Origin of the sequence: Mesorhizobium amorphae CCNWGS0123 (genome assembly GCF_001686985.1) — a bacterium.
GTDB lineage: Bacteria > Pseudomonadota > Alphaproteobacteria > Rhizobiales > Rhizobiaceae > Mesorhizobium > Mesorhizobium amorphae.
Genome location: NZ_CP015318.1, coordinates 5,158,249 through 5,184,593, shown reverse-complemented (window position 1 = coordinate 5,184,593; position 26,345 = coordinate 5,158,249). Strand labels below are relative to the sequence as shown.

Here is a 26,345-nt window from a genome sequence, read left to right as displayed (position 1 = left end):
AACGTTCGCCAATAGCGTTTGCACAGGTTCTAAAACAATGTATACTTAACAATATGTTTCCGGTGGTCGGAAACTTTGATATAGCGCCCAGTTTGGGGACGGGAGCGCCTTTTTTCCCTTAGGAGGAAGAAATGCACCTGTACTCAACCTGCGCGAGCAGGGTTCGCACAACCTTGCTTGTTTCAACCGCCCTCGTGGCGGCGACTTTTGTATTCCCAGCAGCAGCACAGAATGCCCCCAGACCGCGGATGACGGCTGCGCAATGCCAGCCGCTGACGGAAGCCAACTACGCGCTTTGCTGCATCGCGAGCAATCGCAGCAGTATTCTGAGCCGTGCACAAATCGCAATGTGCCCACCGATCACGACGGCTCTCATCGCGGCCGCTCTCAGCGACGGTGAAGGCGGCGGGTCCGGCGGCAGTGGTGGTTCAGGCGGCTCCGGTGGTGGTGGCGGCGGCAACGGCGGCGGCAATGGCGGCGGTAACGGCGGCGGCAACGGCGGCGGTAACGGCGGCGGCAACGGCGGCGGCGGCAATGGCGGCGGCGGTGGCGGCGGCAATGGCGGCGGCGGCGGTGGCTCCGGTGGTGGTTCGGGCGGCTCAGGTGGTAGCGGTGGTTCTGGCGGCTCTGGCGGCGACGGCGGTTCTGGCGGCAGCGGCGGCGGCAGTGGTGGTTCGGGCGGCGACGGCGGTTCGGGCGGCGGCTCTGGTGGTAGCGGCGGTTCTGGCGGCAGCGGCGGTTCGGGCGGCTCCGGCGGCGGCGGTGGTTCAGGCGGCAGCGGCGGCTCGGGCGGTAGCGGCGGCTGAGCCCGCCAGCGCACCGCAATCCAATGGAATTCGGGGTGGGCGCCTGCATGGGCGCCCACCTTGTCCTTCGCGGCGCGTGACGGACAAATCCCTTTTGGGCCCAACCGCCGGCAACCGATGGCTGTGATCCCAACTCCGGCGTTGTCGGCATTGTGGCTGGTGCCGACGCAGGCCTTTTCAGACAGCCGGCTAACCTCGGGGGAAATTGGGGATTGCGCGGAACGGCGCTTTTCATTTCCGATCAGTCGTGATTGATTTTGGTCGTTCGTGTTGCGCAGGATGGCCGGAGGGGCTTTGTGCGCCTGATCTCGATCATGGTTGAACTGGGTGTGATTGTTGGCGGCGTCGGCCTTGAAACCGAGGCGCAGTGCCGCAATCTGGCGGCGATGGCCACCACCTCAATCCCTGACCCGACTGAAGCCTTGCGTCTTCAGGAAGAACTGGCGACCCAGTTTTCCCTGCTTTCCTATGGCTCCGGCCTTGGAGTCGAACTTTCACCGCATTGGGACGAAATGCTTGATTTGGTCGAGCTGGTCCGCTGCGCCTCCAGCTTGAACTGATCAAGCCGGGCCTGTCCTACCTGGCGTAGCCGGGACCGAGAGAGCCTCGGACATTTTGCAATCTCGACAGTTGCATCGGTTCGACCAACGAGGCGAGCGGACCAGGACCAACCCTGACACTGCGCTGGCGTCTCGCCATCGCCAATCCCTTCTCCAGGGCATCTTGAAGACTTGTCGTGTAGTGCGCGGTGTCTTCGAGGCCGAAGAAGAAATTGATGCGATGGGTTTCGCCCCTCTTGCTCATGACAATGCCTGCCGCCCGGAGCGCTTCCTGAACTGTCTTGTACGTCATAGCCACGGTTAACTCCCCTCCCGAGTACATTAAGGTCGCTCTTTTCTGTAACGAAACGGTGACGCTGACTGTGAAACAGGCAACATAGTTGGCCTTTGGCCGGACTATGCGCTTCCGCTACCCGGACTTGGCGGCCTGCAAACCAGGCGTTTCCAACGAGTTGAGCCGCGGATGATACAAACCTGTTGGGGCCGGTGCCGCACGCGCGGCTGGGCAGGGGCTGCCAACCTCAGCAAGCGCCGGCTCCTGCTGCGTTTCGCGGGCATTCACTGTCGCCCCATGCTGAACGTCGCTCAGTCGGCCAAATGCCGCCGTTGCTCGGAGACAGGTCTACTTGCTCCACATCGCGTCCGGCACCACCACCAGCTTGCCGACGAAATCCTTGGCGATGAAGTCTGCTTGCGCCTTGTGGAAATCGGACAGCCTGTAGACGCCGCCGACCAGCGGCCGGATTTTTTGCGCCTCGATGTAGCGCACGATGCGGCGGAAATCCGCGCGCGTGCCCTGGCTGGATCCGTGGAGCTGCAACTGCTTGAGATACATGGTGCGGAGATCGAGCTGCACCACCGGACCGGCGATCGCGCCCGCCGTCGTGTAGCGGCCCTCGGGCCTGAGGATGCGCAAGAGGTCGTTGAAAATCGCGCCGCCGACCAGGTCGGCCACGACATCGATCGGCCTGCCGCCCGTCGCCTCGTTCACGGCGGCTGGCAGATCGGCGACACCGCGGGTGATCACCGCCTCGGCACCGATGTCGCGCACCGCCTGCTCCTTGCCTTTGCCGACAACGGCATAGGGGATAGCGCCACGTGCACGCGCCAGCTGCACGATGCCTGAGCCGACACCACCCGAGGCGCCGGTGACCAGCACCCGCTCGCCGGCCTTCAGCGCGGCGCGGTCCAGCATCTGCTCGCCGGTGAGATAGGCGCAGCAGAAGGTGGCGAGTTCGATGTCGTTCAATTCGGTGTCGACGACATGCGCGTTCTCGGCCGGCACCGTCTGGTACTCGGCATAACCACCGTCGCGGCCATGGCCCATATAGTCGATATCGGCGAGTGAATCGTCGTCGCTGTTGTAGATGGAGAAGTCGACCATCACCCGCTCGCCGACGCGGTCAGGCGAGACGCCGTCGCCGACGGCGGCGATGGTGCCGACCGTATCGGTGCCCTGGATGCGCGGGAAGGTCAGCGTGTTGCCCTGGCGCCGCCAGGTCGACACCGCGGCTGCATCCTCCTCCGTGCCATAGGCGCCCTGGCGCACCCAGACATCGGTGTTGTTCATGCCGCAGGCACTGACCTTGACCAACACTTCGCCGGTGGCAGGCGAGGGCACTTTCACGTCGGTGCGGTAGACGAGCTTTTCCGGTCCGCCGTGGCCCGTGAGCAGCACGGCTGACATGGTTGCGGGGAGGTTTTTGGTCATGGCGTTCATGGGTCGATATCAGAGATTGGCAAATACGCTCTTCACCGCATCGGCGGTCTTCGCCACCACGATGTCGGCTTCCTCGCGGCTCAGGCACAGCGGCGGTGCGAAGCCGAGGATGTCGCCTTGCGGCATGGCGCGGCCGATGACGCCGCGCTCGGCGAGTGCTGTCGCGATCTGCGGACCGATCTTCTGCGATGGATCGAAGAATGCGCGGTCGTCGCGGTCCTTGACGAACTCGACCGCCGCCAGCATGCCGTCGCCGCGCACCTCGCCGACATGTTTGTGGCCACCAACGGCCTTGGCAAGCTCGGCGCGGAAGTAGGCGCCGGTCTCGCCGGCGTTCTTCACCAGATCCATCTCGTCGATCAGTTCGAGATTGGCGACACCCGCGGCAACGCAGATCGGATGCGCGGAATAGGTCCAGCCATGGCCGAGGGAACCCAGCTTGTCGGAACCCTGAACCAGCACCTGCCACATGTTGTCGGCGACGATGACGCCCGACAGCGGCGCGTAGGCCGAGGTCAGGCCCTTGGCGATGGTGATGAGATCCGGCTTGAGGCCGTAGTGGTCGGAGCCGAACATCGTGCCCAGCCGACCGAAGCCGGTCACCACCTCGTCGGCGACCAGAAGCACGTCGTACTTCTTCAGAACACCTTGAATCTTGTCCCAGTAGCCGGCCGGCGGCGGCACGATGCCGCCGGTGCCGAGGATCGGCTCGCCGATGAAGGCGGCGACGGTGTCCGGGCCCTCGGCGAGGATCATTTCCTCGAGCTTGTCGGCGCAATGTTGCGAGAATTGCTCCTCACTCTGCGAACGGTCGGCGCGGCGGAAATAGTAGGGTGCCTCGGTGTGCAGGATCGGTGCGCGCGGCAGGTCGAAGGCGTTGTGAAACAGGTCGAGCCCGGTCAGCGATCCGGTCATCACGCCGGAGCCGTGATAGCCGCGCCAGCGCGAGATGATCTTCTTCTTCTCCGGCCGCCCCAGCACATTGTTGTAGTACCAGATCAGCTTGATGTTGGTCTCGTTGGCATCGGAACCGGACAAGCCGAAATAGACGCGGCTCATGCCCTTTGGCGCGCGGTCGATGATCATCTTGGCAAGCGTAATCGAGGCCTCGGTGCCGTGGCCGACATAGGCATGATAGTAGGCGAGGTTCTTCGCCTGGGCGGCAATCGCATCCGATATCTTCTGGCGGCCATAGCCGACATTGACGCAGTAGAGGCCGGCAAAGGCATCGATGCTCTTCTTGCCAGCGTTATCCCAGACGGTGACGCCTTCGCCACCGGCCATGACGCGGGCCGGCGATTCACCCCGCGCGTGCATGCCCATATGGGTCGAGGGATGGAAGAAGTGGTCGCGGTCCCAGGCGGCAAGTTCGTTGGACTGTTCGAGCATTTTTTGACTCCTGAAGGAAGGTCGGCGCAGCCTAGGCTACATCGAGACAAAGGTATTTGAGATCGGTGAAGGCTTCGAGCCCGTGGCGAGACCCTTCGCGGCCGATGCCGGACTGCTTGACGCCGCCGAACGGGATCGGCGCGCCGGTGATCTTGACCCGGTTGATGGCAATCATGCCGTAGTCGAGCGCGCGGCCCAGGCGCTGCTGGCGGGCGCCGTTCTCGGTCACGACATAGGCGACGAGGCCGTATTCGGTGGCATTGGCACGAGCTATCACGTCAGCCTCGCTGTCGAACGGTGTCACCGCCGCGACCGGACCAAAAGTCTCTTCGCACATGATCAGCGCCTCGTCGGGCACGTCCACAAGCAGCGTCGGCTGATAGAACAGCGGCCCCGCCGCATGGCGCTTGCCGCCCGCCAGGCAGCGCGCGCCGAGGGCAAGGGCGTCAACGACCTGCTCTTCGACTTTGTTGACGGCACGCTCGTGCATCAGCGGTCCGATGTCGGTTTCATCAGCCAGACCATTGCCCGTCCGCAGCGTCTCCATTCGCTTGGCGAAGGCGGCGCAGAAACGATCGTAGATCGGACGCTGCGCGTAGATGCGGTTGGCGGCAAGACAATCCTGGCCGGAGGTGGCGAATTTGGCGTCAATGGCGATGCTCACTGCTTTGTCCAAGTCGGCGTCGTCGAACACGATCAGCGGTGCGTGGCCACCGAGCTCCATCAGCAGGCGCTTCATCGTCGGCGCACTTTGCGCGGCGATCAGCCTGCCGATTTCGGTCGAGCCGGTGAAGCTCATGGCGCGGACGCGCGCATCGGCGCACATGGCGCCAACGATGGTCCGCGCATTGCCGGAGAGGACGTTGAAGACACCGGCAGGCAGGCCGGCGCGCTCGCCGAGTTCGGCCAGCGCCAGCGCCGACAGCGGCGTTTCAGAAGAGGGATGCGCGACGATGGTGCAGCCGGCGGCAAGCGCCGCTGCAGTCTTGCGGGTCAGCATCGCCGACGGAAAATTCCACGGCGTGACAATACCGACGACGCCGAGCGGCTCGCGCCGCACCATCATCTCGGCGCCAGGCAAATGGCTGGTGACGCTCTCGGCGTTGAGGCGTTTTGCTTCTTCCGCATACCACTCGACGAAGGAGGCGGCGTAGTCGATCTCGCCCAGCGACTCCTTCAGCGGCTTGCCTTGCTCCAGCGTCATCAGCAGCGCCAGATCCTCCTTGGCGGCGACGATCAGTTCGAACCATTTTCGCAAGATATTCGAGCGCTCCTGCGGCAGCAGCGCCCGCCAGACCGGAAAGGCGCGCGCGGCGGCATCGATCGCTTTCGTCGTCTGCCCGGCATCGAGCGCGGCGACGAAGGCGACGGTGGCGCCGGTCGCCGGATCGGTAACTTCAAAGCTCTCCGCTGCCTCGCTTGCCGTCCAGTGGCCATCGACATAGGCGAGTTCGCGCAGCAGTCGGCGGTCGGCGAGGCGGTCGAGCGCTTCATGGCTCAACTGGCGGGCAAAATGCGCGGACATCGATCGAGTCTCCCGGTGCCGAAGGCGATGCGGAAAGACTATTCGCGCGGTTGAGACAGAGAGACTGTTTCGGCGTCGGCACGTAGAGAGATTGTCTCTATTCGTCGCGCGAAGCAGACGATCTCTCTGCCTTACGCCTGCAGCGGCAGCAGATCGGCCACCGGCACCACCGTCTCGTCCTTCACCGTCTTGGTGACGATATAGGTGAAGTAGCGGTCGATGCCGATCTCGCGCTCGAGCAAGGCGTCGACCAGCCGCTGATAGGCGTCGATGTCACGCGCCATCACCTTCAGCATATAGTCGACGCCACCGCCAACCGACCAGCAGGCGACGATCTCCGGAATGTCGCGGATTACCCGCTCGAAGCGGTCGAAATCGGCCTGGCGGTGGCTGGCCAATGTCACCTCCATCAAGACGGTGGCGACCGGGGCGACGGCGCGCATGGCGATCGAAGCATGGTAGCCGGAGACAATGCCCGCCTTTTCCAGCTTGCGCAGCCGCATCCAGCACGGCGTCGGCGACAGGCCGACCTTGTCGGCCAGCGCCAGCTTGGTGATGCGCCCGTCGCGCTGGATGGCGTCGAGGATTTTAAGGTCGATCGGATCGAGTTTGGCTGCGGCCATGGGCGTCCACTTTTTGCTGCCCGACACCATGGGGGCGCATGATTTCGATTGTCAATTGCACTGATTTCGATCTCTAATAAGTCATGATATTGTGGCAGCCCGATCCCGCGCTCATTCGTCGCCCGGCCTACCAGTCGCTCGCCGACCAGTTCGCCCGCGCCATCCATGACGGGCGGCTTGCCAATGGCGCCCGGCTGCCGACGCATCGCCGGCTGGCCGACGAGCTGAAACTGTCGGTGCAGACCGTGAGCCGCGCCTATGAGGAATTGATCCGCCGCGGCCTTATCTCCGGTGAGATCGGCCGTGGCAGCTTCGTGCAGACGCAGCGCCGCGAGCCGGAGCCGCCCTATCTGCCGGAGCGGCTGGGCGAGGTCATCGACCTCTCGATCCTGAAACCGGTCTGCGAGCCGATGCATCTGGAACGGCTGAAGCAGGCGCTGGGGTGGCTCGCCGAGAACCTGCCGTCGAGTTCGGCGCTATCCTTCCGCCCGAATATGGTGTTTCCGCGCCATCGCGCGGTGGCGGTGGAATGGCTGAAGCTTTGCGGGCTCGATGTCTCGCCGCAGAACATCAGCCTGACCAATGGCGCCACTGCCGGCATGACTGTGGCGCTGATGAGCGTGGCGCCGCCCGGCTCGACGGTCGCCACCGAGGCCATCGGCCACCACACGCTGGTGCCGCTCGCCCGCTATCTCGGCTTCAACCTCGAGGGCCTGCCGATCGATGGCAACGGCCTCATCCCGGAGGCGCTCGACGAGGCCTGCAGGCTCTCCGATATCCGCGCCGTGTTTGTGCAGCCCTCGGTGATCAACCCGACGGCGACGCTGATGGACGCCGCGCGGCGTGAGCAGATCGCCGCGGTTGCGCGCAAGCATGACATCGCCATCATCGAGAACGATGTGCTCGGGCCGCTGGTCGAGGACCGGCCGCCGCCGGTCGCCGCCTTCGCGCCCGAGCGCACGCTCTATGTCACCTCCTTCACCAAGATCACCGTGCCCGGCTTGCGCATCGGCTATCTCGCCGCGCCTGATCGCTATGTCGCGGCGGTGGCCAACCGCCACCTCGTCTCCAACTGGATGGCGACGCCGCTGGTGGCCGAGATCGCCACGAAATGGGTGACTGACGGCACGGCGATGGAGCTTGTGCGCTGGCAGCGCGCGGCGCTGCGGCGGCGCCAGGATATCGCCGCGGAAGTGCTGGCCGGCGTCGACTATCGCGTCCACCGCGACGGGCTGCATCTGTGGCTCGAGCTTTCCGGCGACCGCGCCGAAGAGAGCTTCGTTGCGCAGGCCCGCCTGCAAGGGGTGGCGATCGCGCCGGGAACATCGTTCCGCATTGCCGACGCGCCCTGGCGCCCCGCCGTGCGCATCTCGCTGGGATCGACCACCGAGGGGGAACTGCGCGCGGGCCTGAGCGTTGTCGCCAAGCTTTTGCTTGGCGATCCGGAACATCTCCTGCTTGCCATCTGATGCATACCGCCCAAAAACCGCAGCGCGCTTTTGGGCACAGATTGCCCTGAAATTGGGCGACGCTGAAAATATTGTCATGATATTATTTTCCTAATTGACATGATTTCGCACGTTCCCCATCGTTAAGGGCATGGCTCCTCCAGAACGGGGAAATTGATTGCCCGCACCCATCATCAAGGTCGACGCCATTTCGAAGAGCTTCGGCGCCTTCAAGGTGCTGGACGGCCTGTCGATGCAGGTCATGCCCGGCGAGAAGCTGGCCCTGATCGGCCCGTCCGGCTCCGGCAAGACGACGATCCTGCGCATCCTGATGACGCTGGAGAAGATCGACGGCGGCCATATCCAGATCGACGGCGAGCAACTCTATCACATGGAGCGCAACGGCCAGCTACTGGCCGCCGACGAACGGCATCTGGCCAAGATGCGGCAGAAGATCGGCATGGTCTTCCAGCTGTTCAACCTGTTTCCGCATAAATGCGTCATGGACAACGTCACGTTGGCGCCGATGCTGACCAAGGGCGTTGCCCGCGCCGCCGCCGAGAAGCGGGCGATGGAATTGCTTGAGATGGTCGGCATGGCCGACAAGGCGAAGGCGATGCCGGCGCAGCTTTCCGGCGGCCAGAAGCAGCGCGTGGCGATTGCCCGCGCACTGGCCCTGTCGCCGAAGATCATGCTCTTCGACGAAGTCACCTCGGCGCTCGATCCGGAGCTGGTCGAGGAGGTGCTGAACGTCATGCGCAAGCTCGCCGCCGAGACCGACATGACCATGCTTCTGGTCACCCACGAGATGGGGTTTGCCCACGACTTCGCCGACCGGGTGCTGTTCTTCGATCGCGGCAGGATCGTCGAAGAAGGCAAGCCCGACGAGATTTTCCGCCACCCCAAGCAGGAGCGCACGCAGGGCTTCCTGAAGAAGATCATCGCGGCCGGACACCGTGTCTGACCGCTATGCAACGGGCGGCGAAAGCCGTCCCGAGGCGACAAGGTCGTCCTTAGAGGCGGCGAAGCCGTCCTCAGGGCTTAAATGCCCAAATCGAGCAAACCAAGAAGACAGAACAAGGAGTTGGGAACAGTGAAAAAATTTGGCTTTCTGGCCGGCGTCGCCGGCCTTGCACTGACGGCCGTTCTTGCCGCCTCGAGTGCCGGCTCGGCCGACGACAGCAAGCTCGAGCAGTTGAAGGCACAGGGCTTTGCCCGCGTCGCCATCGCCAACGAGCCGCCCTATACGGCGGTCGCCGCCGACGGCAAGGTCTCGGGTGCGGCGCCCGACGTGGCGCGTGAGATCTTCAAGCGCCTCGGCGTCGGCGACATCGTCGCCTCTATCTCCGAATATGGCGCCATGATCCCGGGCTTGCAGGCCGGCCGGTTCGACGTCGTCACCGCCGGCCTGTTCATGAAGCCGGAGCGCTGCGCGGCGGTCGCTTATTCCGAGCCGGTGCTGTGCGACGCCGAGGCGATGCTGGTCAAGAAGGGCAATCCGAAGGGCTTCAAGAGCTATGAGGACGTCGCCAAGGACTCTTCCGCCACGATCGGTGCGCCGGGCGGTGGCACCGAAGAGAAGCTGGCGCTCAATGCCGGCGTGCCGCGCGATCGCGTCATCGTCGTGCCGGACGGCCAGAGCGGGTTGAAGATGCTGCAGGACGGCCGTATCGACGCCTATTCGCTGCCCGTGCTGTCGATCAACGACCTGGTCAAGAAGGCCAACGATCCGAACCTCGAAGTCATCGCCCCGGTGCAGGGCGCGCCGGTCTATTGCGACGGCGCGGCCTTCAAGAAAGGCGACGAGGCGCTGCGCGACGCCTATGACGTCGAACTCGCCAAGCTGAAGAAGTCCGGCGAGTTCGCCAAGATCATCGAGCCTTACGGCTTCTCGGCGGCGGCGGCGATGTCGACGACGCGCGACAAGCTCTGCGCCGCGAAGTAGGGCGCGCCTACTTCCTTCTCCCCGTTCACGGGGAGAAGGACCCAGGAACCGCCAACGTTGGAGCCTAGATGACCCAGTGGTCCGGCTATCTCGGCCTGATATTGCAGGGAGCGCTTGTCACCATCGAGCTGACGCTGATGGGGTCGGTGCTTGCCCTGATCATGGCCTTTCTGGCCGGCATGGGACGTCTGTCGCGCTACTTCGTGCTGAGGGCGCTCGCCACCGCCTATATCGAATTCTTTCGTGGCACCTCGATCTTCGTCCAACTGTTCTGGGTCTATTTCGTGCTGCCCCTTGCCGGCATATCGCTAACGCCGCTGCAGGCCGGCGTGCTGGCGCTGGGCTTGAATGTCGGCGCCTATGCCGCCGAAGTGGTGCGCGGCGCCATCCAGTCGGTCGGCCGCGAGCAATATGAGGCTTGCATCGCGCTCAATCTTGGTCGCTGGCAAGGCATGCGCCATGTCATCCTGCCGCAAGCGCTGCTGGTCATGCTGCCGACCTTCGGCAACAACGCCATCGAACTGCTCAAGGCGACCTCGGTCGTCTCGCTGATCTCGCTCGCCGACCTCACCTTCCAGGCGCAGGTCGTGCGCTCTCAGACCGGCAACACGCTGATGCCGTTCACCACCATCCTGATCATCTATTTCGTGCTGGCGCTGATCATCTCGTGGGGCGTGCGCTCGCTGGAACGCCGCATGGCGCGCGGCCTCGATGGAGTGCGCGTTTGATGGAATGGGCCCTGTAATGGACTGGGATTGGAACTTCGTTTGGGAGATCATGCCGACGCTGATCCAGGGGGTGAAGATCACCATCCTGGCGACGCTGCTCGGCTCGGTGCTGGCGGCGATCGTCGGCCTGGCCATCGCGCTGGCGCGGCGCTCGCCGAACCGGGCCGTGTCGCGCAGCGTCGGCTTCCTTGCCGAGTTCATCCGCGGCACACCGCTTCTGGTGCAGCTTTATTTCATCTTCTACGTGCTGCCGGATTTCGGCATCCTGTTGCCGCCGCTGGTGGCCGGTGTCATCGGACTCGGACTGCACTACGGCACCTACACGGCGGAAGTCTATCGCGCCGGCATCGACAATGTGCCGCGCGGCCAGTGGGAGGCCGCCAAGGCCTGCAATCTGAGCGCCGGCCAGACCTGGTCCCACATCATCATCCCGCAGGCGATCCCGCCGATGATCCCGGCTTTGGCCAATTATTTCATCGCCATGTTCAAGGAGACGCCGCTGCTCTCGGCGATCACCGTGCTAGAGCTGATGAACCAGGCCAAGAGCGTCGCCAACACCTACTACCGCTACATCGAGCCGATGACCCTGGTCGGCGCCTTCTTCCTCGTCATCAGCCTGTTCTCGGTCGTGCTGCTGCGCTGGCTGGAACATCGCTACGGCAAGATCGAAAGGTAGTTTTCATGAAACCGCTGCCCGAGATCAGACTGATGCCGACCAGGCCGGCGCTCGACGCGCGTCCGCTGGAGAAGCGCGTCGGCCTGATCATCCTAGCCACCGACCACACCAGCGAACCGGATTTCCGCCGCATGGTGGCGAGCGAGCGGATCGGCGTCTATGTGGCCCGCATCCCCTACAAGAATCCGACCACGCCGGAGAATTTGCGCAAGATGCAGCCGGAGCTGTCGGCCGGCGCGGCACTGATCCTGCCGGACGAGCCGCTCGATGCGATCTGCTATTCCTGCACTTCGGCCTCGGTGGTCATCGGCGATGCCGAGATCGAGGCGGCGGTGCAGGCCGCCAAGCCCGGCATACCGGTCGTCACGCCACCCATGGCCGGCGTGCGCGGGCTGAAGGCGCTGGGCGCGAAAAAGATCAGCATCCTCACCCCATACACCGTCGAGACCAGCCGGCCGATGGCGACCTATTTCGCCGAGCGCGGCTTCGACATACTGAGCTTCACTTGTCTTGGCTTCGAGGACGACCGCGAGATGGCGCGCATTGCGCCGGCTTCGCTGGTCGAACTGGCCCGGAAAGCAACGCATGCAGAGGCCGACGCGTTGTTTGTCTCCTGCACGGCACTGCGGGCAGCTCTTGCGGTGCCCGGCATGGAACAGGCGATCGGTCTCCCCGTTGTCACCAGCAACCAGGCCAGTGCCTGGAACTGCCTGCGGCTTTGTGGCGACGACAAGCTGCGTCCCGAATTCGGCCGGCTGATGACGCTGCCGCTTGGTTGATAAAATGACAGAGGTCACGCTTCAGCACATTCGCGCAGCGCGCGACCGCATTGCCGGCAAGGTCGAGCAAACGGTGACCGCGCTTTCCCTGGGTCTTTCCGAGCACTTGGGTGAACCGGTTTACCTCAAGCTCGAACACCGCCAGACCACCGGCAGCTTCAAGCTGCGCGGCGCATCGAACGCCATCGCCACGCTGAGCCCTGAAGAGAAGTCGCGCGGTGTTGTCGCGGCCTCGACCGGCAATCATGGCCGGGCGCTCGCCCATGCGGCAAAGCTCGAAGGCCTGCGTGCGGTGATCTGCATGTCGCGGCTGGTGCCCGAAAACAAGCTGGACGCCATCCGCCGCCTCGGCGCCGAGATCCGCATCGTCGGCAACAGCCAGGACGACGCGCAGCAGGAGGTCGAGCGGCTGGTCGGGGAGGCGGGCCTGGTCATGCTGCCGCCTTTCGATCATCCCGACGTCGTCGCCGGGCAGGGGACGCTGGGTCTGGAGATCATCGAGCAGGTTTCGGACGCGGCAACGGTGCTGGTGCCGCTGTCCGGCGGTGGGCTGGCCTCGGGCGTTGCGGCTGCCGTCAAGGGCGTCAGCCCGAGGACAAAGGTCATCGGCGTTTCGATGACGCGGGGCGCTGCGATGAAGGCGAGCCTCGATGCCGGCCGCCCGGTGTTGGTCGAGGAACTGCCGACACTGGCGGATTCGCTTGGCGGCGGCATCGGCCTGGACAACCGATTGACCTTTGCCATGTGCCGCGACCTGCTCGACGACGTTATCCTGCTCAGCGAAGACGAGATCGCCGCCGGCATCCGTCACGCCTATGAACAGGAACGCGAGATTGTCGAGGGCGCCGGTTCGGTCGGCATAGCGGCGCTGGTGACCGACAAGGTCAGGGCGAAAGGCCCGGTGGTGCTCATCCTGTCCGGCCGCAACATCGATATGACGCTGCACCGGAGGATCGTCTGCGGTGAAACGCCATCAACAGTGGAGCGTGTTGCATGAGCCGCATGACCATCCTGACCGAAGCGGAATTGCGCAGGATCGTGACGCTCGATCTCGATGCCGTCGCCTGCGTCGAGAATGCGTTTCGAGCCCTGGCCACCCTGCCGGTGGCGATGCCGCCGATCCTACGTCTCGACATTCCCGAACATAACGGCGAGGTCGACGTGAAGTCGGCCTATGTGCCTGGGATCGACGGCTTTGCCGTGAAGATCAGCTCGGGCTTCTTCGACAATCCGAAGCTCGGCCTGCCCAGCGGCGGCGGCATGATGGTGCTGCTCTCGGCGAAGACCGGGCAGGTCGAGGCGCTGCTGCTCGACAACGGTTATCTCACCGACGTCCGCACCGCCGCCGCCGGCGCGGTCGCGGCAAAGCACCTGTCGCGGCCGGACTCCTCCGTTGCCGCGATCTTCGGTGCCGGTGTCCAAGCCGGGTTGCAGCTTCAGGCACTGAAGCTGGTACGGCCGATCGAAGAAGCCCGCATCTGGGCACGCGATGCCGCCAAGGCGGAAGCCACCGCGGCCGGCTTACGCAAGAAGCTGGGCATCATCGTGCGTGCCGAGCCCGATGCTGCAAAGGCGGCTGCCGGCGCCGACATCATCGTCACCACCACGCCGTCGACCGAGCCGCTGATCAAGGCCGGGTTCATCGTGGCCGGCCAGCACATCACCGCCATGGGCTCGGACGCCGAGCACAAGAACGAGATCGCGCCGGCGATCCTGCGCATGGCCGATCTCTATGTCGCCGACAGCGCCAAGCAGACCCGGCGTCTCGGCGAATTGCATCACGCCATCGCCGCCGGCGTGATGGAAGCCGACGCCGATGTGACCGAACTCGGCCAGATCATCGCCGGCGAAAAGCATGGCCGGCGCTCGGCCAGCGACATCACTGTTGCCGACCTGACCGGCACCGGTGTGCAGGACACCGCAATTGCCACGCTGGCTCGCGACCGCGCACGGGCCGCCAATGCCGGAACCATTTTCGAAAGCTGATGCTGGCCGCAAAGCATGATCCGGAAAAGTGGGAACCGGTTTTCCGATCAGATCATGCTCGAGCAAAATTCCTGGAGCTGGGTTCAACGAAGTTGAAACGGGCTCCAGGGCCCAACAAACGAGGATCAAGAACAATGCAGCCAAACCTGAAATTCTCGCGCGGCGAATATGCGGAGCGCCTTGCCAAGACCCGGAAGGCCATGGAGGAAAAGGGCGTCGATCTGCTGATCGTCAGCGACCCGTCCAACATGGCCTGGCTGACCGGCTATGACGGCTGGTCGTTCTATGTGCATCAAGCTGTCATCGTGCCGCCGTCGGGCGAGCCGGTCTGGTATGGCCGCGGCCAGGACGCCAACGGCGCCAAGCGCACCGCCTACCTCGCCCACGACAACATCGTCGGCTACGCTGACCACTACGTTCAATCGACCGAGCGCCATCCGATGGACTTTTTGGCCAGCGTGCTTGCCGATCGCGGCTGGGGCAAGCTGACCGTCGGCGTCGAGATGGACAATTACTGGTTCTCGGCGGCTGCCTTCGCCTCGCTGCAGAAGCACATGCCAAACGCGCGCTTCGTCGACGCCACTGCCCTGGTCAACTGGCAGCGCGCGATCAAGAGCCCGACCGAGATCGACTATATGCGCAAGGCCGCCCGCATCGTCGAAGCCATGCATCAGCGCATCGTCGACACAATCGAGGTCGGCATGCGCAAATGCGATCTCGTCGCCGAGATCTACGATGCCGGCACGCGCGGTGTCGACGGGATCGGCGGCGACTATCCGGCGATCGTGCCGTTGCTGCCATCGGGCGCCGATGCTTCGGCGCCGCACCTGACCTGGGACGACAAGCCGATGAAGTCGGGAGAGGGCACCTTCTTCGAGATTGCCGGTTGCTACAATCGCTACCATTGCCCGCTGTCGCGCACCGTCTTCCTCGGCAAGCCGACGCAGGAATTCCTCGATGCCGAAAAGGCGACGCTGGAAGGCATGGAGGCCGGCCTTGCCGCCGCAAAGCCCGGCAACACCTGCGAGGATATCGCCAACGCCTTCTTCGCCGTCTTGAAGAAGTACGGCATCGTCAAGGACAACCGCACCGGCTATCCGATCGGCCTGTCCTATCCGCCGGACTGGGGCGAGCGCACCATGAGCCTGCGCCCCGGCGACCGCACCGAACTCAAGTCCGGCATGACCTTCCATTTCATGACCGGCCTGTGGCTGGAGACGATGGGTCTCGAGATCACCGAATCCATCCTGATCACCGATGATGGCGTAGAGTGCCTGGCCAATGTGCCGCGCAAGCTGGTGGTGAAGGATTGAGCCCGATGTCCAGCCTTCGTCCGTCGCCGATCGCACCAACCGTCGATTTCGACCGCGACGGCGTCCAGCACGGTTTCCTGCGCTTGCCCTACAGCCGCGACGATTCCGCCTGGGGTTCTGTGATGATCCCGACCTGCGTCATCCGCAACGGCAAGGGGCCGACGGCGCTGCTGACCGGCGGCAACCACGGCGACGAATATGAGGGGCCGCTGGCGCTCTATGACCTTGCCCGCACGCTCGACCCGAAAGAGGTAAGCGGCACGGTGATCATCGTGCCGGCGATGAACTATCCGGCCTTCCGCGCCGGCACCCGCACGTCGCCGATCGACAAGGGCAATCTCAACCGCAGCTTTCCCGGCCGTCCCGATGGGACTGTGACGGAGAAGATCGCCGACTATTTCCAGCGCGAGCTCTTGCCACGCACCGACATCGCGCTCGACTTCCATTCCGGTGGCAGGACGCTCGACTTCGTGCCGTTCTGCGCCGCCCATATCCGCCCCGACAAGGTGCTGGAAGCCAAGGGTTTTGACGCGGTCGAGGCGTTCTCGGCACCGTGGTCGATGAAGATGCTTGAGATCGACGCGGTCGGCATGTTCGACACCGCCGCAGAAGAGATGGGCAAATTGTTCATCACCACCGAGCTCGGCGGTGGCGGGACGTCCCGCGCGGAGACGGTGCGGATCGCCAGGCGCGGCGTGCTCAATGTGCTTCGCCATGCCGGCATTGTTTCTGGTGCGGTCGAGAAGGTCAGAACCCAATGGCTGGATATGCCGTCGGGCGAATGCTTCTCCTTTGCCGAGGACGACGGCATGATCGAAACGATGGTCGATCTCGGCGAGAAGGTGGAAGAGGGGCAGGTGCTGGCCCGCATCCATTCCGTCGGCCGTACCGGTGTCGCGCCGCACGAGATCAGGGCCAGGATGTCGGGCCTGCTGGCGGCGCGGCATTTTCCTGGCCTGGTCAAGGCTGGCGATTGTGCAGCCGTCGTGGCCGTGCTGGTCGGTTGATGATTTCCGATGAAGGTCCGTCAGGGCCGAGCAATCGTCGTACACGGATCTTTCGCTGACGCGCCCGCGCAATCCGGAAATTCAGATCACCGCTTCCTCGAGGAAAGGCTCGTTGCGTGGGATCCTTTCGTAGCCGAAGGGTGACAGGTCGAGCGTCTGGAAGGCGCCGTGAACGATCAGTTCGGATACAGCGCGGCCAACAGCCGGCGATTGCTGCAATCCATGCCCGGAGAAGCCGTTGGCGAACATGAAGTTCGTCACCTCAGGGTGGAAGCCGACGATGCCGTTGTGGTCCAGCATGTTGTACTCATAGTGGCCGGTCCAGCTTGCCTGGACCCTCAAGGCATCGAAGGCGGGAATGCGATGCCAAAGAGCTGGCCAGATCCGCTCGTCGAATTCCTCATGGTGCATCTCGAAATCGTCGTAGTCCGCCGGACCGTCGTCGAGCGGCGTATTGCCGGTCAGGAAAAGCTCGCCTTCCGACCGCACGAACGTTCCCGAGAGGTCGATCACGTTCGGCATCCGGCCGGGGATCGGCGTGGCGCTCGAAAAGACGAAACTGTACCGTTTGTAGGGCGCGACCGGGATCGACAGCCCTGCCATGGCGGCGACCTGCTGGGCACGCGGACCGGCCGCATCGACAAGCGTTCCGGACGAGATGGTCTGGCCGGTCGCCAGCTTCGCCGCGACGACTTTTCCGCCCGCGACGTCCAGCCCGGTCACGGCGTTGTCCACGTACTCCACGCCCGAGGCGCGCGCGGCCCGGCGGAAGCCGTTGAGCAGGCCCATCGAATCGAACCAGCCCTCTTCCTGAGACCCCCACGAACCGCCGCCGAGATCCTCGACATTGAGCCAGGGAAAGCGCTCCTTCAGCGGGCCCGGTTCGAGGAAGACCGTGTGGGCGCCAAGGCTGCGCTGCAGGTCGACGCGGGCGCGGGCCGCTTCCACGCCCTCGGGTGAGCAGCAATAGAGATAGCCATGTTCGCGGAAGCCGAGGTCGGGCGCCGGCTCGCCCTTGAAGAAGGGCGCCATCCGCTCGGGAAAGCCACGGATGATCTCGACGCCGAACTGGCTGATCTTGACGTTGATCGGGTTCGAGTATTGCTGGCGGATCGCGCTGGTGGACAGCGCGGTGGAGGAGAACTCGTAGCTGCTGTCGCGCTCGACCACCAGGATCGATGCGCTGGCGCCGAGCGCCTGGCTCAGCCAATAGGCGATCGACGATCCGACCGCCGCGCCGCCGACGATGACGATGTCGTAGCCGGCGCGGGCAGGGGTTTTGTAGGGCGGAATGGCCATGGCGTGGGCCCTTGTCAGTGATTGAAGGAAGCGATCAGGGCGTCGGAGCCGCGCGCCAGAAGGCCGAGATCCGAACCGACCGCGACCATGGTGAAGCCGTCCGCAATATAACGGTCGGCATCGGCCTTGGCGGGCGCCAGGATGCCGCTTGCCTTGCCGGCCTTGGCGGCCGCCTGCCGCACAGACGAAATCGCCTGCTGCACGTGCTCGGCGCCGGGATTTCCCATGGCGCCCATATTGGTCGACAGGTCGCCGGGGCCGACGAAGAGGACGTCGACGCCGTCCACCGCTGCTATCTCAGCCGCGTTGGCAACGCCGGTGTCGCATTCGATCTGCACGGCCAACAACTGCTGCTTGCGGGCATTGGCATGATAGCCTGCGATGCGGCCGAAGGCATTGGCGCGATGGCCGACGGAGAAGCCGCGGAAGCCGAGCGGCGCGTAGCTCATCGCGGCGACGATCGTGCGCGCCTGGTCCGCCGAGCGGACATTGGGGATCATCAGGCTGCGGGCGCCGATATCCATTGCCTGCTTGATCAGGTTTGGGTCGTCCGACGGCAGGCGCACGACGCCTTCGCAGGCAAAGCCGCCAAGCACCTGGAGCTGTGCCATCACGCTGCGCAGATCGTTGGGGCTGTGCTCGCCATCGATCAGCAGCCAGCCCGCGCCTGAGCCCGCGACCACCTCCGTTGTCAGGGCGGACGCCAGCGAACACCAGATGCCGATATGCAGCCGTCCGTCAGTCACGGCCGCCTTCAAGGGATTTGGGCGCTCCTGCATTTTGAAAACTCCAGCAAAACATCGATTGAAATTTGTATGATGTCATATATCATACCTGAATTGGGCCGCAACTGGTCTTGCAGGCCGTGTCACAAAAAGGTGGTGCATGAGGATCGGCTTTATCGGGCTGGGCGTGATGGGTGCCCCGATGGCGCGCCATCTGGCTGCCGCGGGGCACGAGATCGCCACCGTTCTCAACCGGTCGCCATTGCCGGCGGATCTCGAGGCCGCCGTGGTCGGATCGGCGGCGGACGTGGCGCGCCGATCCGAGGTCATCATCACCATGCTGCGCGATACGCCTGATGTCGAACGCGTGCTGTTTGGCAAGGATGGCGTCGCCGAAGGGATATCCGCAGGCACTTTGGTCATCGACATGAGTTCGATCAGCCCGATCGCCACCGAGCGCTTCGCGGCGAAGCTTCGTGGGGCCGGCGCTGGCTATCTCGACGCTCCGGTTTCCGGGGGCGAGGTCGGCGCCAAGGCGGCAAGCCTCACCATCATGGTGGGCGGCCCTAGGATCGAATTCGAACGGGCGCTGCCGATCTTCGAGACGCTGGGCAAGAACATCACCCTGATCGGCGAGCGCAACGGCGCCGGACAGACCTGCAAGATCGCCAACCAGATCATCGTCGCCCTCAACATCGAAGCGGTGGCCGAAGCGCTGGTCTTCGCCAGCAAGGCCGGCTGCGATCCGGCCAAGGTGCGGACAGCGCTGATGGGCGGGTTCGCGTCCTCGCGCGTGCTCGAAGTGCATGGCGAGCGGATGATCTCGCGCAGCTTCGCGCCCGGCTTTCGCATTCGTCTGCACCAGAAGGATCTGGGTCTGGCTCTGGAAAGCGCACGCGCCCTCGGCGTCGCGCTGCCGAACACGGCCACGGCGCAGGAACTGATGAACGCCTGTTCGGCACGAGAGGGCGGCGCGGATGCGGACCATTCCTCCCTGGTGCGGGCGCTGGAAGCGCTGGGCGGCCACGAATTGTCAAACGAAAGGGTATGAATACGATGCGCGGAACCGGCAAGGCGGATGTCTTCGTGATGCTGGCCCATCCTGTGGGTCATGCGAAGAGTCCCGGAATGTTCAACGAGATCTTCGAACAGAAGGGACTCGACAGCCTGATGGTGCCGTTGAGCTGCCGTCCCGAGGATTTCGAGACATTCTGGGCAGGCATCACCGCTGCCGAGAACATTCGCGGCGTCATCATTTCGGTGCCCTACAAGACGGCGGTCTATCACAAGTGCGCCGCCGCGCATGATCGGGCAGCGCGCGTGCAGAGCGCCAATTCGGTGCGCCGCCAGGCCGACGGAACCTGGTATGCCGACAATTTCGACGGCGTCGGTTTTATCGACGGATTGAAGGCCGGCGGCCATCAGATCGCCGGCCGGCGCGTCCTGCAGGTAGGGGCAGGGGGCGCGGGTGCGTCGCTGGCCTATTGCCTTGCCGAAGCCGGTGCCGAGGAGATGCGCCTGGCGGACATCGATGCCGACCGGGCCGGGAAGCTGGCTGGGCTGGTTGCCAAGGCGTTTCCGAACTGCCGCATCCAGGTCGGTGATGCCGATCCCTCGGGCATGGATATGGCGATCAACGCGACGCCGGTCGGAATGCACGCCGGCGATCCACTGCCGCTGGATGTAAGCAAGCTGACGCCGGAGATGACGGTCGTGGACATCATCATGGAACCGGCCGAGACGGCCTTGCTGCGCGCTGGGCGCGAAAGAGGTTGCCGTGTCCAGCTGGGGCGTCCGATGATGGATTTCCAGGTCCGCGGCATGTCGGAATTCTTCGACATCGAGCGCAAGGACCGCAGTAATGGCTGAGACGCAAACAGCCGTCGTGATCGGCGGCACCTCGGGTATCGGCCAGGCGATTGCCTTGCGCTTTGCCGAGGAGGGCTTTCGCGTGGCGGTCCCAGGGCGCGATGCCGCGCGCGGCAATGCCGTCGCGGCCGCTTGCGAAGTCGCCGGCGCGCCCGCCGCCCGCTTTTTCGAGACGGATGTCGGCAATGCCGCGTCGGTCGAGGCGCTGGCACGATCGGTCGAAGACGCGTTCGGCGTGCCGCATGTGGTCGTCAATTGCGCCGGCATGCTGCAGAGCGGCAAGCGCGTCCTCGATCAGGGCCTGGATGAGGACGAGAAGATGTGGCGCGTGAACTATCGCGGCACATTGCTCGGTTGCCAGGTGTTCGGCAGGCTGATGGCGGCCGCGGGACGGGGCGCCATCCTGAATGTCGGCTCGCTTGCGTCGTTCGCGCCGCTTTCGCTTCCGGCCTATACGCCGGGCAAGCACGCGGTGCTGGCGCTGACGCAGATTCTCGCCGCCGAACTCGGCCCGCAAGGGGTGCGGGTGAACGCGGTCGCGCCCGGCTACACGCTGTCGGACGGGCTGAAAGCCAAGATCGCCAGTGGCGAGCGCAATCCCGAGGCCATCAAGGCGACCACGGCGCTGCGCCGCTTCGTCGATCCGCGCGACGTGGCGGAGGCTGCCCTGTTCCTGTGCTCGGAGCGCGCTGCGTCGATCACTGGCGTGACCTTGCCGGTCGATGCCGGCTGGCTCGTCCAGGCGCCCTACGCACAGTACCTGCAAGGCAATCCGATCCGCCCCGCTCCCAGTGAATGACGAGAAAGCCAATGAACGCTATCCAACGGTTTGAATTCGATACGCGCATCCATCACGGCGTCATCCACAATGGCACGCTCTATTTGACCGGGCAGGTCGCCACGCCCGGCCAGTCCGCGGCAAGCCAGATGCGCGAAGTGCTCGGCAAGATCGACGCGCTGCTCGCCAAGGCCGGCACCGACAAGACACGTATCCTGCACGTGCAGATGTGGCTGGACGACATCCGCGATTTCGACGAGGTCAACACGGTCTGGGACGCCTGGGTGCCGAAAGAACACGCGCCGGCCCGCTCGTCCGGCGAAGGCCGGATGGCGAAACCCGGCATGCTGGTCGAACTGATCGTGACGGCCGCGGTTTGAAAGGCGTTGCCGGTTGGGGCATCATCCCGGCATTCGGACCTTTCATTTGGCATCCGGGCATGGTGGAAGGAGACCGATGACCAAGCGCAAGCCACTTTCCACTGTTGTGGCCGAAAGCCTGTCGGAAAAGATTCGCTCAGGCAGGCTGCAACCCGGCGCGCAATTGCCGACCGAGGCCGAGCTCTGCGCCGAATATGATGTCAGCCGCACGGTTGTGCGCGAAGCCGTGGCGCGGCTGCGCTCCGAAGGCATGGTGATCCCGCAGCAGGGGCGCGGCATGTTCGTCAGCGAGGCGCCCGCGCCGCGCAATTTCTCGATACCGCAGGACGCACTCAAGACCTTGCCGGAAACCGTGTCTCTGCTGGAGTTGCGGCTGAGCGTCGAAGTGGAGGCCGCCGGGCTTTGCGCCGAGCGCCGGACGGAGTCCGAGGCAAGCACCATTCGCAGGCTGATGGAGCAGGTTGACGCCCGCAACGAGGATCCCGGCGCGGTGCCGGTCCACTACGATTACGATTTTCACCTGGCCATCGCCAAATCGGCGCGCAACGAGTTCATCCACGGCTTCCTGGAATATTTGCGCCCCGTCATCGTGCCGCGCTTCCAGCTTGGTCACGTGGTGGTGCCCGAACTCAAGGACGCCTACTACGCGCGCATCCACAGCGAGCATCGAAAGATCGTCGAAGCCATCGAGAAGCAGGATGGCCGCGCCGCGCGGGACGCCATGCGCAAGCACCTTCAAAACAGTCTCGAGCGTGTCCGTGCTCTTGCGCTGGCATCCGGCGTCGAAACGACGGATGCGGCTCAGAAGGCCGCCGCCGCCTCGCTTTTCTCGGATCTGAAAGGATCGGCTGCCCCGACAGGTTGATCACCCGGAAACGGTTCCGCCAATACGTGCCGGCAAACCGTTTCTCGACCAAAGGCAAAGCCAGGTTTTTCGCTCAAGACGGTTGGCCACGGGTGATTTCGCGAAGGAAAGGTCGGACAGTGCCTGCGAGATGCCTGACTTTTGTGAGGATGCAGCATTTGCCGACCGCAGTGCGGCAATGTCGTGCCATTGGTCGATGAGAAAGCTTATCTTTCCTTTTTCCTGGTTTTCTTGGTTTCACTGTGCCGGCTAAAGCCACACACTGACCTCCAGACAACGGGGAAGCCCACGTGACGACAGCCTTCATCACAGGAGCGACGAGCGGCATCGGGCGAGCGATGGCGTTGGCGCTCAGCGAGGCCGGCTACGATGTCTATGCCGTCGGCCGCAGCAAGAGCGCGCTGGAGGAATTGCGGGCCACGCGACCCAGGATCACGCCCATCGCCGTCGACGTCACCGACCGGGAGGCGCTCGAGGCTGTGGTGAGCGATCTGCACATAGACGTGCTGATCAACAATGCCGGCATAATGCCGCCGCTCGGCAATTTCGCCGACATGAAAATATCGGACATCGACGCCACGCTGGAGGTCAACCTCAGCGCGGCCATTTTGCTCACCCGGCTTGTCGTGCCGCAGATGCGCGATCGCGGGGCGGGGCACATCGTGTTCACCGGCTCCTCCGCCGGCCATGCCGCCTTTCCGAATGTAGCCGTCTATTCCGCGACCAAGGCGGCGATCGCGGGTTTTGCCGCGGCGCTGCGGGCCGATCTCTCCAGCCACGGCATCCGCGTGACGGAGATCGTGCCGGGCAGGGTCGAGACGCAGCTCTACAAGGACATCCTCGACGCCAAGGCCCGTGCCGCCATGTATGCCGGCAATGTCGCGGTCCAGCCCGAGGACGTGGCCCGGATGGTCGTGGCCCTGCTCGGTTTGCCGGCATGGGCCGACGTTACCCGTTTCGACATCATGCCTACCCGCCTGACCACCCCGAGCGGCAGCAAGTAAGGATTCACGACATGCAGGGTCTTTCCATACTCATCGTTGGTGGCGGTTCCGGCCTCGGCGCGCTTCTTGTCCGCATGGCGGTCGACAATGGCGCTTCGGCAGTCGGCATCATCGACATCAACCCGGAAGCGGCTGAAGCAGCACTTGAACCGGCGCGTGCGAAAGGTCTTCCGACGGCCTTTGCCAAATGCGACATCCAAATAGGGCCGCAGTGCCACGCCGCCTTCGATGCAATCGCTGCGAAGCTGGGGCGCATCGACACGGTGATCAATTCTGCCGCGATCTATCCCCGCCGCCCGCTGCTCGAAATCACTGACGCCGAATGGGACGCCTCCAACGGCATCAACGTCAAGGGCACCTACCACATGATGGTCGCGGCCGTCCGGCATATGCAGTCGCACGAACCCAAGGCCGAGATTCGCGGTCGTATCGTCAACCTGACGTCGGTGGACGCCTTCAAGGCGCATCCGCAGAACGCCCACTATGCGGCAACCAAGGCGGCGGTGGTCAGCCTCACCCGCTCCTTTGCGCATTACGTCGCCAAGGACGGCATCCTCGTCAATTCCGTGGCTCCCGCCGGCATGGCGACCGAGCGTGCGGCGGCTCTCGGCTTCCTGGAGGAACTGGCCAAGGCAAGCCCGCTGGGCCGCGGAGCGCAGCCGACGGAAATCGCCGAATGGGTGCTGATGGCCGGCGGCCCCAAGAACACCTACATGACTGGTGAAAACATAATCGTTTCAGGTGGTTACATCTACGCTTGAGTCAGTGCGCTGGCCGCAGTGACCGTGACGTGCCGTGCATGATGGAGTTCGAAAACCGGAAGGAGCTGAACGAACGATGACTGGCAAGCCGCGCCTTCCGCCGCTGAATGCCCTGCGGGTTTTTCACGCGGTCGCGCGGCACAAGAGCTTTCGACAGGCCGCCGACGAATTGCTGGTGACGCCTCAGGCTGTCGGGCAGCAGATCAAGCTGCTGGAAGACACGCTGCAGGTGACCCTGTTCGAGCGCAAGGGGCGCTCGATCGAGTTGACCGAGTCGGCGATCCTTTTGTCACACTTCGTCAAGGCCGGCTTCGACGAGTTTGCCGAAGGGGTGCGCCGGGTCACCAAATCCACCTACCGGGATCGCATCAATCTCAATGCGAGCCCGTATTTCGCCACCCACTACCTGCTGCCGCGGCTGTCGCTGTTCCGCGAGATACTGCCGGGCGCCGACCTTCGGCTGACGACGATGGTCGATCTGCCCGACTTCGGACGCGACGATGTCGATATGACGGTGCAGTGGGGGTATGGCGGCTGGTCGGACTACGACACGACGCTGCTTGTGCCGGACCCGAAGATCATCTGCTGCACGCCGGCGATCGGCGGGCAGATCGGATCGGCGAAGGACCTGACCCGCTTCCCGCTGCTGGACACGGTGAAGTCGAAGCGTCTGTGGCCTGACATATTGCGGCATCTCGGCGTCGAGCTGGTGGACGGCGACCGCAGCATCGGCTTCGACGACGCCGCAACGATGCGGCGCGCGACGCTGCAGGGCATCGGCATCGGGCTCGTGTCGGTCATCGATGCCGAAGAAGATTTGCGATCGGGCGCGCTCGTCGCGCCGCTTGGGCGCGACGTGCTCGTCGACATGAAGGAGGAGGAAATACCGGGCTTCTACCTGGTCGTGCCCAGAGGGCACCTGCGCGTGAAAGCTGTCGCTGCCCTGCACCGATGGCTGACGCAACAAGATTGGGGCAGCGATCTGAAGATCTCTGCCCTGCCGAAGCCGACACCCCTTCTCGATTGAAGGCGGCTTTCAACCCGGGCTCGACAGCCCCAACAACATAAAAAATCCAACAACCTCAACAGCGGAGAATGACTATGCAGTTTCTCAAATGGGGGGCGGCTGCCGCCCTTGCGCTCAGCCTTGCCCAGATTTCAGCGCCGGCTCGGGCGGCGAGCGGCAAGACACTCGAAACCGTCAAGGCGCGGGGTGTGCTCAATTGCACCGGCCATGACGGCTCGTATCTCGGTTTTGCCGAAGTGGACGACAAGGGCAATTGGAAGGGCATGGACGTCGACCTTTGCCGGGCCGTGGCCACCGCCGTCTTCGGTGATCCGGCGAAGCTGAAGATCGTGCCGATCAGCTGGGCGCAACGCTGGCCGTCGCTTCAGTCGGGCGACGTCGACATCGTCATCAAGGCTTCCGGCGGCACGCTGAGCCGCGACACGGAACTGGGGCTCCAGTTCTCGATGTCGTACTACCTCGGCACGACCAAGGTGATGGCGCACAAGGAGCTCAACTTGAAGTCGCTCAAGGACGCAGAGGGCGGCACGATCTGTATCCCGGCGGGCACGACCATCGAACAGCAGGTCGCCGCCTACAGCCAGAAGATCGGAATCAAGCTCGAGCCGGTCGTCATCGAAAAGACGGAAGAACTCGAACAGGCCTACTTCTCCGGCCGTTGCGACCTCTATGCGCAGTGGGGGCCGGTGCTGGCCATCGCACGCGTGGCCAAGGGCAAGGTCGAAGACCATGTGATCCTGCCTGACGTGATCGCGGTCGAGCCGGAGGTCATGATCCTGCGGCAGGGTGACGACAATTGGGTCGACGTCGCCAACTGGACGCTCAGTGCCCTGCTGTTCGCGGAGCAGGAAGGCATCACCTCCAAGAATGTCGACGAGATCAAGGCCAAGCCGACATCGCCGGCGGTCGCCAAGTTCCTCGGCGCCGCACCAGGCATGGGCAAGGGTCTCGGGCTGCCCGACGATTGGGCCTACAACGTCATCAAGAAGGTCGGAAACTACGCCGAGATATTCGATCGCGATCTCGGCAAGGACTCGCCCTACAAAATGGATCGTGACCTGACCAATCTGTGGAACAATGGCGGCGTTCTGTTCCCGCTGGTGGTCGACTGACGCATAGCCGGCTCCGCCAC

At 64.2% G+C, this 26,345-nt stretch carries 28 protein-coding genes; 21 read left to right on the top strand and 7 right to left on the bottom strand.

The window, feature by feature from the left end; genetic code table 11:
• Nucleotides 1–347 precede the first annotated feature (347 nt).
• Nucleotides 348–806, top strand: coding sequence for a hypothetical protein (locus A6B35_RS24365; RefSeq protein ID WP_156788625.1), 459 nt, complete (start codon nt 348–350; stop codon nt 804–806).
• A 296-nt stretch (nt 807–1,102) separates the two neighbouring features.
• Nucleotides 1,103–1,366, top strand: a complete 264-nt coding sequence (locus tag A6B35_RS24360; RefSeq protein ID WP_006206678.1) for a hypothetical protein — start codon at nt 1,103–1,105, stop codon at nt 1,364–1,366.
• Nucleotides 1,367–1,382: 16 nt separating this feature from the next.
• Here the strand turns inward: A6B35_RS24360 and A6B35_RS36730 are convergent, their stop codons facing one another.
• The 5 genes from A6B35_RS36730 to A6B35_RS24335 all read right to left on the bottom strand — a co-directional run bounded on the left by A6B35_RS36730 (nt 1,383) and on the right by A6B35_RS24335 (nt 6,623).
• Nucleotides 1,383–1,610, bottom strand: coding sequence for a hypothetical protein (locus A6B35_RS36730; RefSeq protein ID WP_244426140.1), 228 nt, complete (start codon nt 1,608–1,610; stop codon nt 1,383–1,385).
• A gap of 378 nt (nt 1,611–1,988) precedes the next feature.
• Nucleotides 1,989–3,086, bottom strand: a complete 1,098-nt coding sequence (locus tag A6B35_RS24350; protein ID WP_006206680.1) for an alcohol dehydrogenase family protein — start codon at nt 3,084–3,086, stop codon at nt 1,989–1,991.
• A 9-nt stretch (nt 3,087–3,095) separates the two neighbouring features.
• Nucleotides 3,096–4,475 (bottom strand): aspartate aminotransferase family protein, encoded by a 1,380-nt coding sequence (locus A6B35_RS24345; RefSeq protein WP_006206681.1) that lies wholly within the window; start codon nt 4,473–4,475, stop codon nt 3,096–3,098.
• Nucleotides 4,476–4,506: 31 nt separating this feature from the next.
• Nucleotides 4,507–6,000 carry an NAD-dependent succinate-semialdehyde dehydrogenase gene (locus A6B35_RS24340; RefSeq protein WP_006206682.1) on the bottom strand — a complete coding sequence of 498 codons (1,494 nt, stop codon included), beginning with the start codon at nt 5,998–6,000 and terminating at the stop codon, nt 4,507–4,509.
• 131 nt (nt 6,001–6,131) lie between these two features.
• Nucleotides 6,132–6,623: an Lrp/AsnC family transcriptional regulator gene (locus A6B35_RS24335; protein ID WP_040584300.1), complete on the bottom strand. Its 492-nt coding sequence runs from the start codon at nt 6,621–6,623 to the stop codon at nt 6,132–6,134.
• Between the two features lie 83 nt (nt 6,624–6,706).
• On the opposite strand from A6B35_RS24335, the gene ehuR reads away from it, so the two are divergent.
• From ehuR to doeB, 10 genes are all read left to right on the top strand, one after another.
• Nucleotides 6,707–8,092 carry a MocR-like ectoine utilization transcription factor EhuR gene (gene ehuR, locus A6B35_RS24330; RefSeq protein WP_006206684.1) on the top strand — a complete coding sequence of 462 codons (1,386 nt, stop codon included), beginning with the start codon at nt 6,707–6,709 and terminating at the stop codon, nt 8,090–8,092.
• 157 nt (nt 8,093–8,249) lie between these two features.
• A complete protein-coding gene (gene ehuA, locus A6B35_RS24325; RefSeq protein ID WP_006206685.1) occupies nt 8,250–9,035 on the top strand; it encodes an ectoine/hydroxyectoine ABC transporter ATP-binding protein EhuA in 786 nt (261 codons plus the stop codon).
• Nucleotides 9,036–9,164: 129 nt separating this feature from the next.
• Nucleotides 9,165–10,016 carry an ectoine/hydroxyectoine ABC transporter substrate-binding protein EhuB gene (gene ehuB / locus A6B35_RS24320; protein ID WP_006206686.1) on the top strand — a complete coding sequence of 284 codons (852 nt, stop codon included), beginning with the start codon at nt 9,165–9,167 and terminating at the stop codon, nt 10,014–10,016.
• A gap of 68 nt (nt 10,017–10,084) precedes the next feature.
• A complete protein-coding gene (ehuC, locus tag A6B35_RS24315) occupies nt 10,085–10,744 on the top strand; it encodes an ectoine/hydroxyectoine ABC transporter permease subunit EhuC (protein WP_006206687.1) in 660 nt (219 codons plus the stop codon).
• 16 nt (nt 10,745–10,760) lie between these two features.
• Entirely contained in the window at nt 10,761–11,420 is a 660-nt protein-coding gene (gene ehuD, locus A6B35_RS24310) for an ectoine/hydroxyectoine ABC transporter permease subunit EhuD (protein ID WP_006206688.1), read from the top strand.
• 5 nt (nt 11,421–11,425) lie between these two features.
• Complete coding sequence (gene eutA / locus A6B35_RS24305; protein WP_006206689.1) at nt 11,426–12,199, top strand: ectoine utilization protein EutA; 774 nt, start codon at nt 11,426–11,428, stop codon at nt 12,197–12,199.
• Nucleotides 12,200–12,203: 4 nt separating this feature from the next.
• On the top strand, nt 12,204–13,196 hold the full coding sequence (gene eutB / locus A6B35_RS24300) for a hydroxyectoine utilization dehydratase EutB (RefSeq protein ID WP_006206690.1): 993 nt from the start codon (nt 12,204–12,206) through the stop codon (nt 13,194–13,196).
• On the top strand, nt 13,193–14,185 hold the full coding sequence (locus A6B35_RS24295) for a cyclodeaminase (protein WP_006206691.1): 993 nt from the start codon (nt 13,193–13,195) through the stop codon (nt 14,183–14,185). The genes eutB and A6B35_RS24295 overlap by 4 nt, the downstream gene beginning before the upstream one ends.
• Before the next feature lie 134 nt (nt 14,186–14,319).
• Nucleotides 14,320–15,498: an ectoine hydrolase DoeA gene (doeA, locus tag A6B35_RS24290; RefSeq protein WP_006206692.1), complete on the top strand. Its 1,179-nt coding sequence runs from the start codon at nt 14,320–14,322 to the stop codon at nt 15,496–15,498.
• A gap of 5 nt (nt 15,499–15,503) precedes the next feature.
• Nucleotides 15,504–16,505: a N(2)-acetyl-L-2,4-diaminobutanoate deacetylase DoeB gene (gene doeB / locus A6B35_RS24285; protein ID WP_006206693.1), complete on the top strand. Its 1,002-nt coding sequence runs from the start codon at nt 15,504–15,506 to the stop codon at nt 16,503–16,505.
• 81 nt (nt 16,506–16,586) lie between these two features.
• Here doeB and A6B35_RS24280 read toward each other — a convergent pair whose 3' ends face one another.
• Nucleotides 16,587–17,804 carry an NAD(P)/FAD-dependent oxidoreductase gene (locus A6B35_RS24280; RefSeq protein ID WP_006206695.1) on the bottom strand — a complete coding sequence of 406 codons (1,218 nt, stop codon included), beginning with the start codon at nt 17,802–17,804 and terminating at the stop codon, nt 16,587–16,589.
• Between the two features lie 14 nt (nt 17,805–17,818).
• Nucleotides 17,819–18,583, bottom strand: coding sequence for an HpcH/HpaI aldolase family protein (locus A6B35_RS24275; protein WP_006206696.1), 765 nt, complete (start codon nt 18,581–18,583; stop codon nt 17,819–17,821).
• 106 nt (nt 18,584–18,689) lie between these two features.
• Here A6B35_RS24275 and A6B35_RS24270 point away from each other — a divergent pair, with 106 nt between their 5' ends.
• From A6B35_RS24270 to A6B35_RS24230, 9 genes are all read left to right on the top strand, one after another.
• Nucleotides 18,690–19,580, top strand: coding sequence for a 2-hydroxy-3-oxopropionate reductase (locus A6B35_RS24270; RefSeq protein WP_006206697.1), 891 nt, complete (start codon nt 18,690–18,692; stop codon nt 19,578–19,580).
• A 77-nt stretch (nt 19,581–19,657) separates the two neighbouring features.
• Nucleotides 19,658–20,398 (top strand): shikimate dehydrogenase family protein, encoded by a 741-nt coding sequence (locus A6B35_RS24265; protein WP_244897050.1) that lies wholly within the window; start codon nt 19,658–19,660, stop codon nt 20,396–20,398.
• The gene (locus A6B35_RS24260; RefSeq protein ID WP_006206699.1) at nt 20,391–21,197 is read left to right on the top strand and encodes an SDR family NAD(P)-dependent oxidoreductase; all 807 of its coding nucleotides are present in this window, start codon (nt 20,391–20,393) and stop codon (nt 21,195–21,197) included. The genes A6B35_RS24265 and A6B35_RS24260 overlap by 8 nt, the downstream gene beginning before the upstream one ends.
• A gap of 11 nt (nt 21,198–21,208) precedes the next feature.
• The gene (locus A6B35_RS24255) at nt 21,209–21,556 is read left to right on the top strand and encodes a RidA family protein (RefSeq protein ID WP_006206700.1); all 348 of its coding nucleotides are present in this window, start codon (nt 21,209–21,211) and stop codon (nt 21,554–21,556) included.
• 76 nt (nt 21,557–21,632) lie between these two features.
• Nucleotides 21,633–22,421 (top strand): FadR/GntR family transcriptional regulator, encoded by a 789-nt coding sequence (locus A6B35_RS24250; protein WP_006206701.1) that lies wholly within the window; start codon nt 21,633–21,635, stop codon nt 22,419–22,421.
• A gap of 290 nt (nt 22,422–22,711) precedes the next feature.
• Complete coding sequence (locus A6B35_RS24245; RefSeq protein WP_040584303.1) at nt 22,712–23,425, top strand: SDR family oxidoreductase; 714 nt, start codon at nt 22,712–22,714, stop codon at nt 23,423–23,425.
• A gap of 11 nt (nt 23,426–23,436) precedes the next feature.
• Nucleotides 23,437–24,186, top strand: a complete 750-nt coding sequence (locus A6B35_RS24240) for an SDR family NAD(P)-dependent oxidoreductase (RefSeq protein WP_006206703.1) — start codon at nt 23,437–23,439, stop codon at nt 24,184–24,186.
• A gap of 76 nt (nt 24,187–24,262) precedes the next feature.
• Entirely contained in the window at nt 24,263–25,213 is a 951-nt protein-coding gene (locus tag A6B35_RS24235) for a LysR substrate-binding domain-containing protein (protein WP_006206704.1), read from the top strand.
• A 74-nt stretch (nt 25,214–25,287) separates the two neighbouring features.
• Entirely contained in the window at nt 25,288–26,325 is a 1,038-nt protein-coding gene (locus tag A6B35_RS24230; RefSeq protein WP_006206705.1) for an amino acid ABC transporter substrate-binding protein, read from the top strand.
• The last annotated feature ends 20 nt before the right edge of the window (nt 26,326–26,345 follow it).

What these genes read in the sequence shown, in the direction of transcription:
- ehuD (WP_006206688.1), top strand. Translation starts at nt 10,761, where the DNA reads ATGGACTGGGATTGGAACTTCGTTTGGGAGATCATGCCGACGCTGATC.
- A6B35_RS24235 (WP_006206704.1), top strand. Translation starts at nt 24,263, where the DNA reads ATGACTGGCAAGCCGCGCCTTCCGCCGCTGAATGCCCTGCGGGTTTTT.
- A6B35_RS24230 (WP_006206705.1), top strand. Translation starts at nt 25,288, where the DNA reads ATGCAGTTTCTCAAATGGGGGGCGGCTGCCGCCCTTGCGCTCAGCCTT.
- A6B35_RS24335 (WP_040584300.1), bottom strand. Translation starts at nt 6,623, where the DNA reads ATGGCCGCAGCCAAACTCGATCCGATCGACCTTAAAATCCTCGACGCC.
- A6B35_RS24295 (WP_006206691.1), top strand. Translation starts at nt 13,193, where the DNA reads ATGAGCCGCATGACCATCCTGACCGAAGCGGAATTGCGCAGGATCGTG.
- doeA (WP_006206692.1), top strand. Translation starts at nt 14,320, where the DNA reads ATGCAGCCAAACCTGAAATTCTCGCGCGGCGAATATGCGGAGCGCCTT.
- A6B35_RS36730 (WP_244426140.1), bottom strand. Translation starts at nt 1,610, where the DNA reads ATGAGCAAGAGGGGCGAAACCCATCGCATCAATTTCTTCTTCGGCCTC.
- A6B35_RS24365 (WP_156788625.1), top strand. Translation starts at nt 348, where the DNA reads ATGTGCCCACCGATCACGACGGCTCTCATCGCGGCCGCTCTCAGCGAC.
- A6B35_RS24250 (WP_006206701.1), top strand. Translation starts at nt 21,633, where the DNA reads ATGACCAAGCGCAAGCCACTTTCCACTGTTGTGGCCGAAAGCCTGTCG.
- doeB (WP_006206693.1), top strand. Translation starts at nt 15,504, where the DNA reads ATGTCCAGCCTTCGTCCGTCGCCGATCGCACCAACCGTCGATTTCGAC.
- ehuR (WP_006206684.1), top strand. Translation starts at nt 6,707, where the DNA reads ATGATATTGTGGCAGCCCGATCCCGCGCTCATTCGTCGCCCGGCCTAC.
- A6B35_RS24345 (WP_006206681.1), bottom strand. Translation starts at nt 4,475, where the DNA reads ATGCTCGAACAGTCCAACGAACTTGCCGCCTGGGACCGCGACCACTTC.
- A6B35_RS24260 (WP_006206699.1), top strand. Translation starts at nt 20,391, where the DNA reads ATGGCTGAGACGCAAACAGCCGTCGTGATCGGCGGCACCTCGGGTATC.
- A6B35_RS24280 (WP_006206695.1), bottom strand. Translation starts at nt 17,804, where the DNA reads ATGGCCATTCCGCCCTACAAAACCCCTGCCCGCGCCGGCTACGACATC.
- A6B35_RS24255 (WP_006206700.1), top strand. Translation starts at nt 21,209, where the DNA reads ATGAACGCTATCCAACGGTTTGAATTCGATACGCGCATCCATCACGGC.
- A6B35_RS24275 (WP_006206696.1), bottom strand. Translation starts at nt 18,583, where the DNA reads ATGCAGGAGCGCCCAAATCCCTTGAAGGCGGCCGTGACTGACGGACGG.
- A6B35_RS24240 (WP_006206703.1), top strand. Translation starts at nt 23,437, where the DNA reads ATGCAGGGTCTTTCCATACTCATCGTTGGTGGCGGTTCCGGCCTCGGC.
- A6B35_RS24265 (WP_244897050.1), top strand. Translation starts at nt 19,658, where the DNA reads ATGTTCAACGAGATCTTCGAACAGAAGGGACTCGACAGCCTGATGGTG.
- ehuC (WP_006206687.1), top strand. Translation starts at nt 10,085, where the DNA reads ATGACCCAGTGGTCCGGCTATCTCGGCCTGATATTGCAGGGAGCGCTT.
- A6B35_RS24350 (WP_006206680.1), bottom strand. Translation starts at nt 3,086, where the DNA reads ATGAACGCCATGACCAAAAACCTCCCCGCAACCATGTCAGCCGTGCTG.
- eutB (WP_006206690.1), top strand. Translation starts at nt 12,204, where the DNA reads ATGACAGAGGTCACGCTTCAGCACATTCGCGCAGCGCGCGACCGCATT.
- A6B35_RS24270 (WP_006206697.1), top strand. Translation starts at nt 18,690, where the DNA reads ATGAGGATCGGCTTTATCGGGCTGGGCGTGATGGGTGCCCCGATGGCG.
- eutA (WP_006206689.1), top strand. Translation starts at nt 11,426, where the DNA reads ATGAAACCGCTGCCCGAGATCAGACTGATGCCGACCAGGCCGGCGCTC.
- A6B35_RS24340 (WP_006206682.1), bottom strand. Translation starts at nt 6,000, where the DNA reads ATGTCCGCGCATTTTGCCCGCCAGTTGAGCCATGAAGCGCTCGACCGC.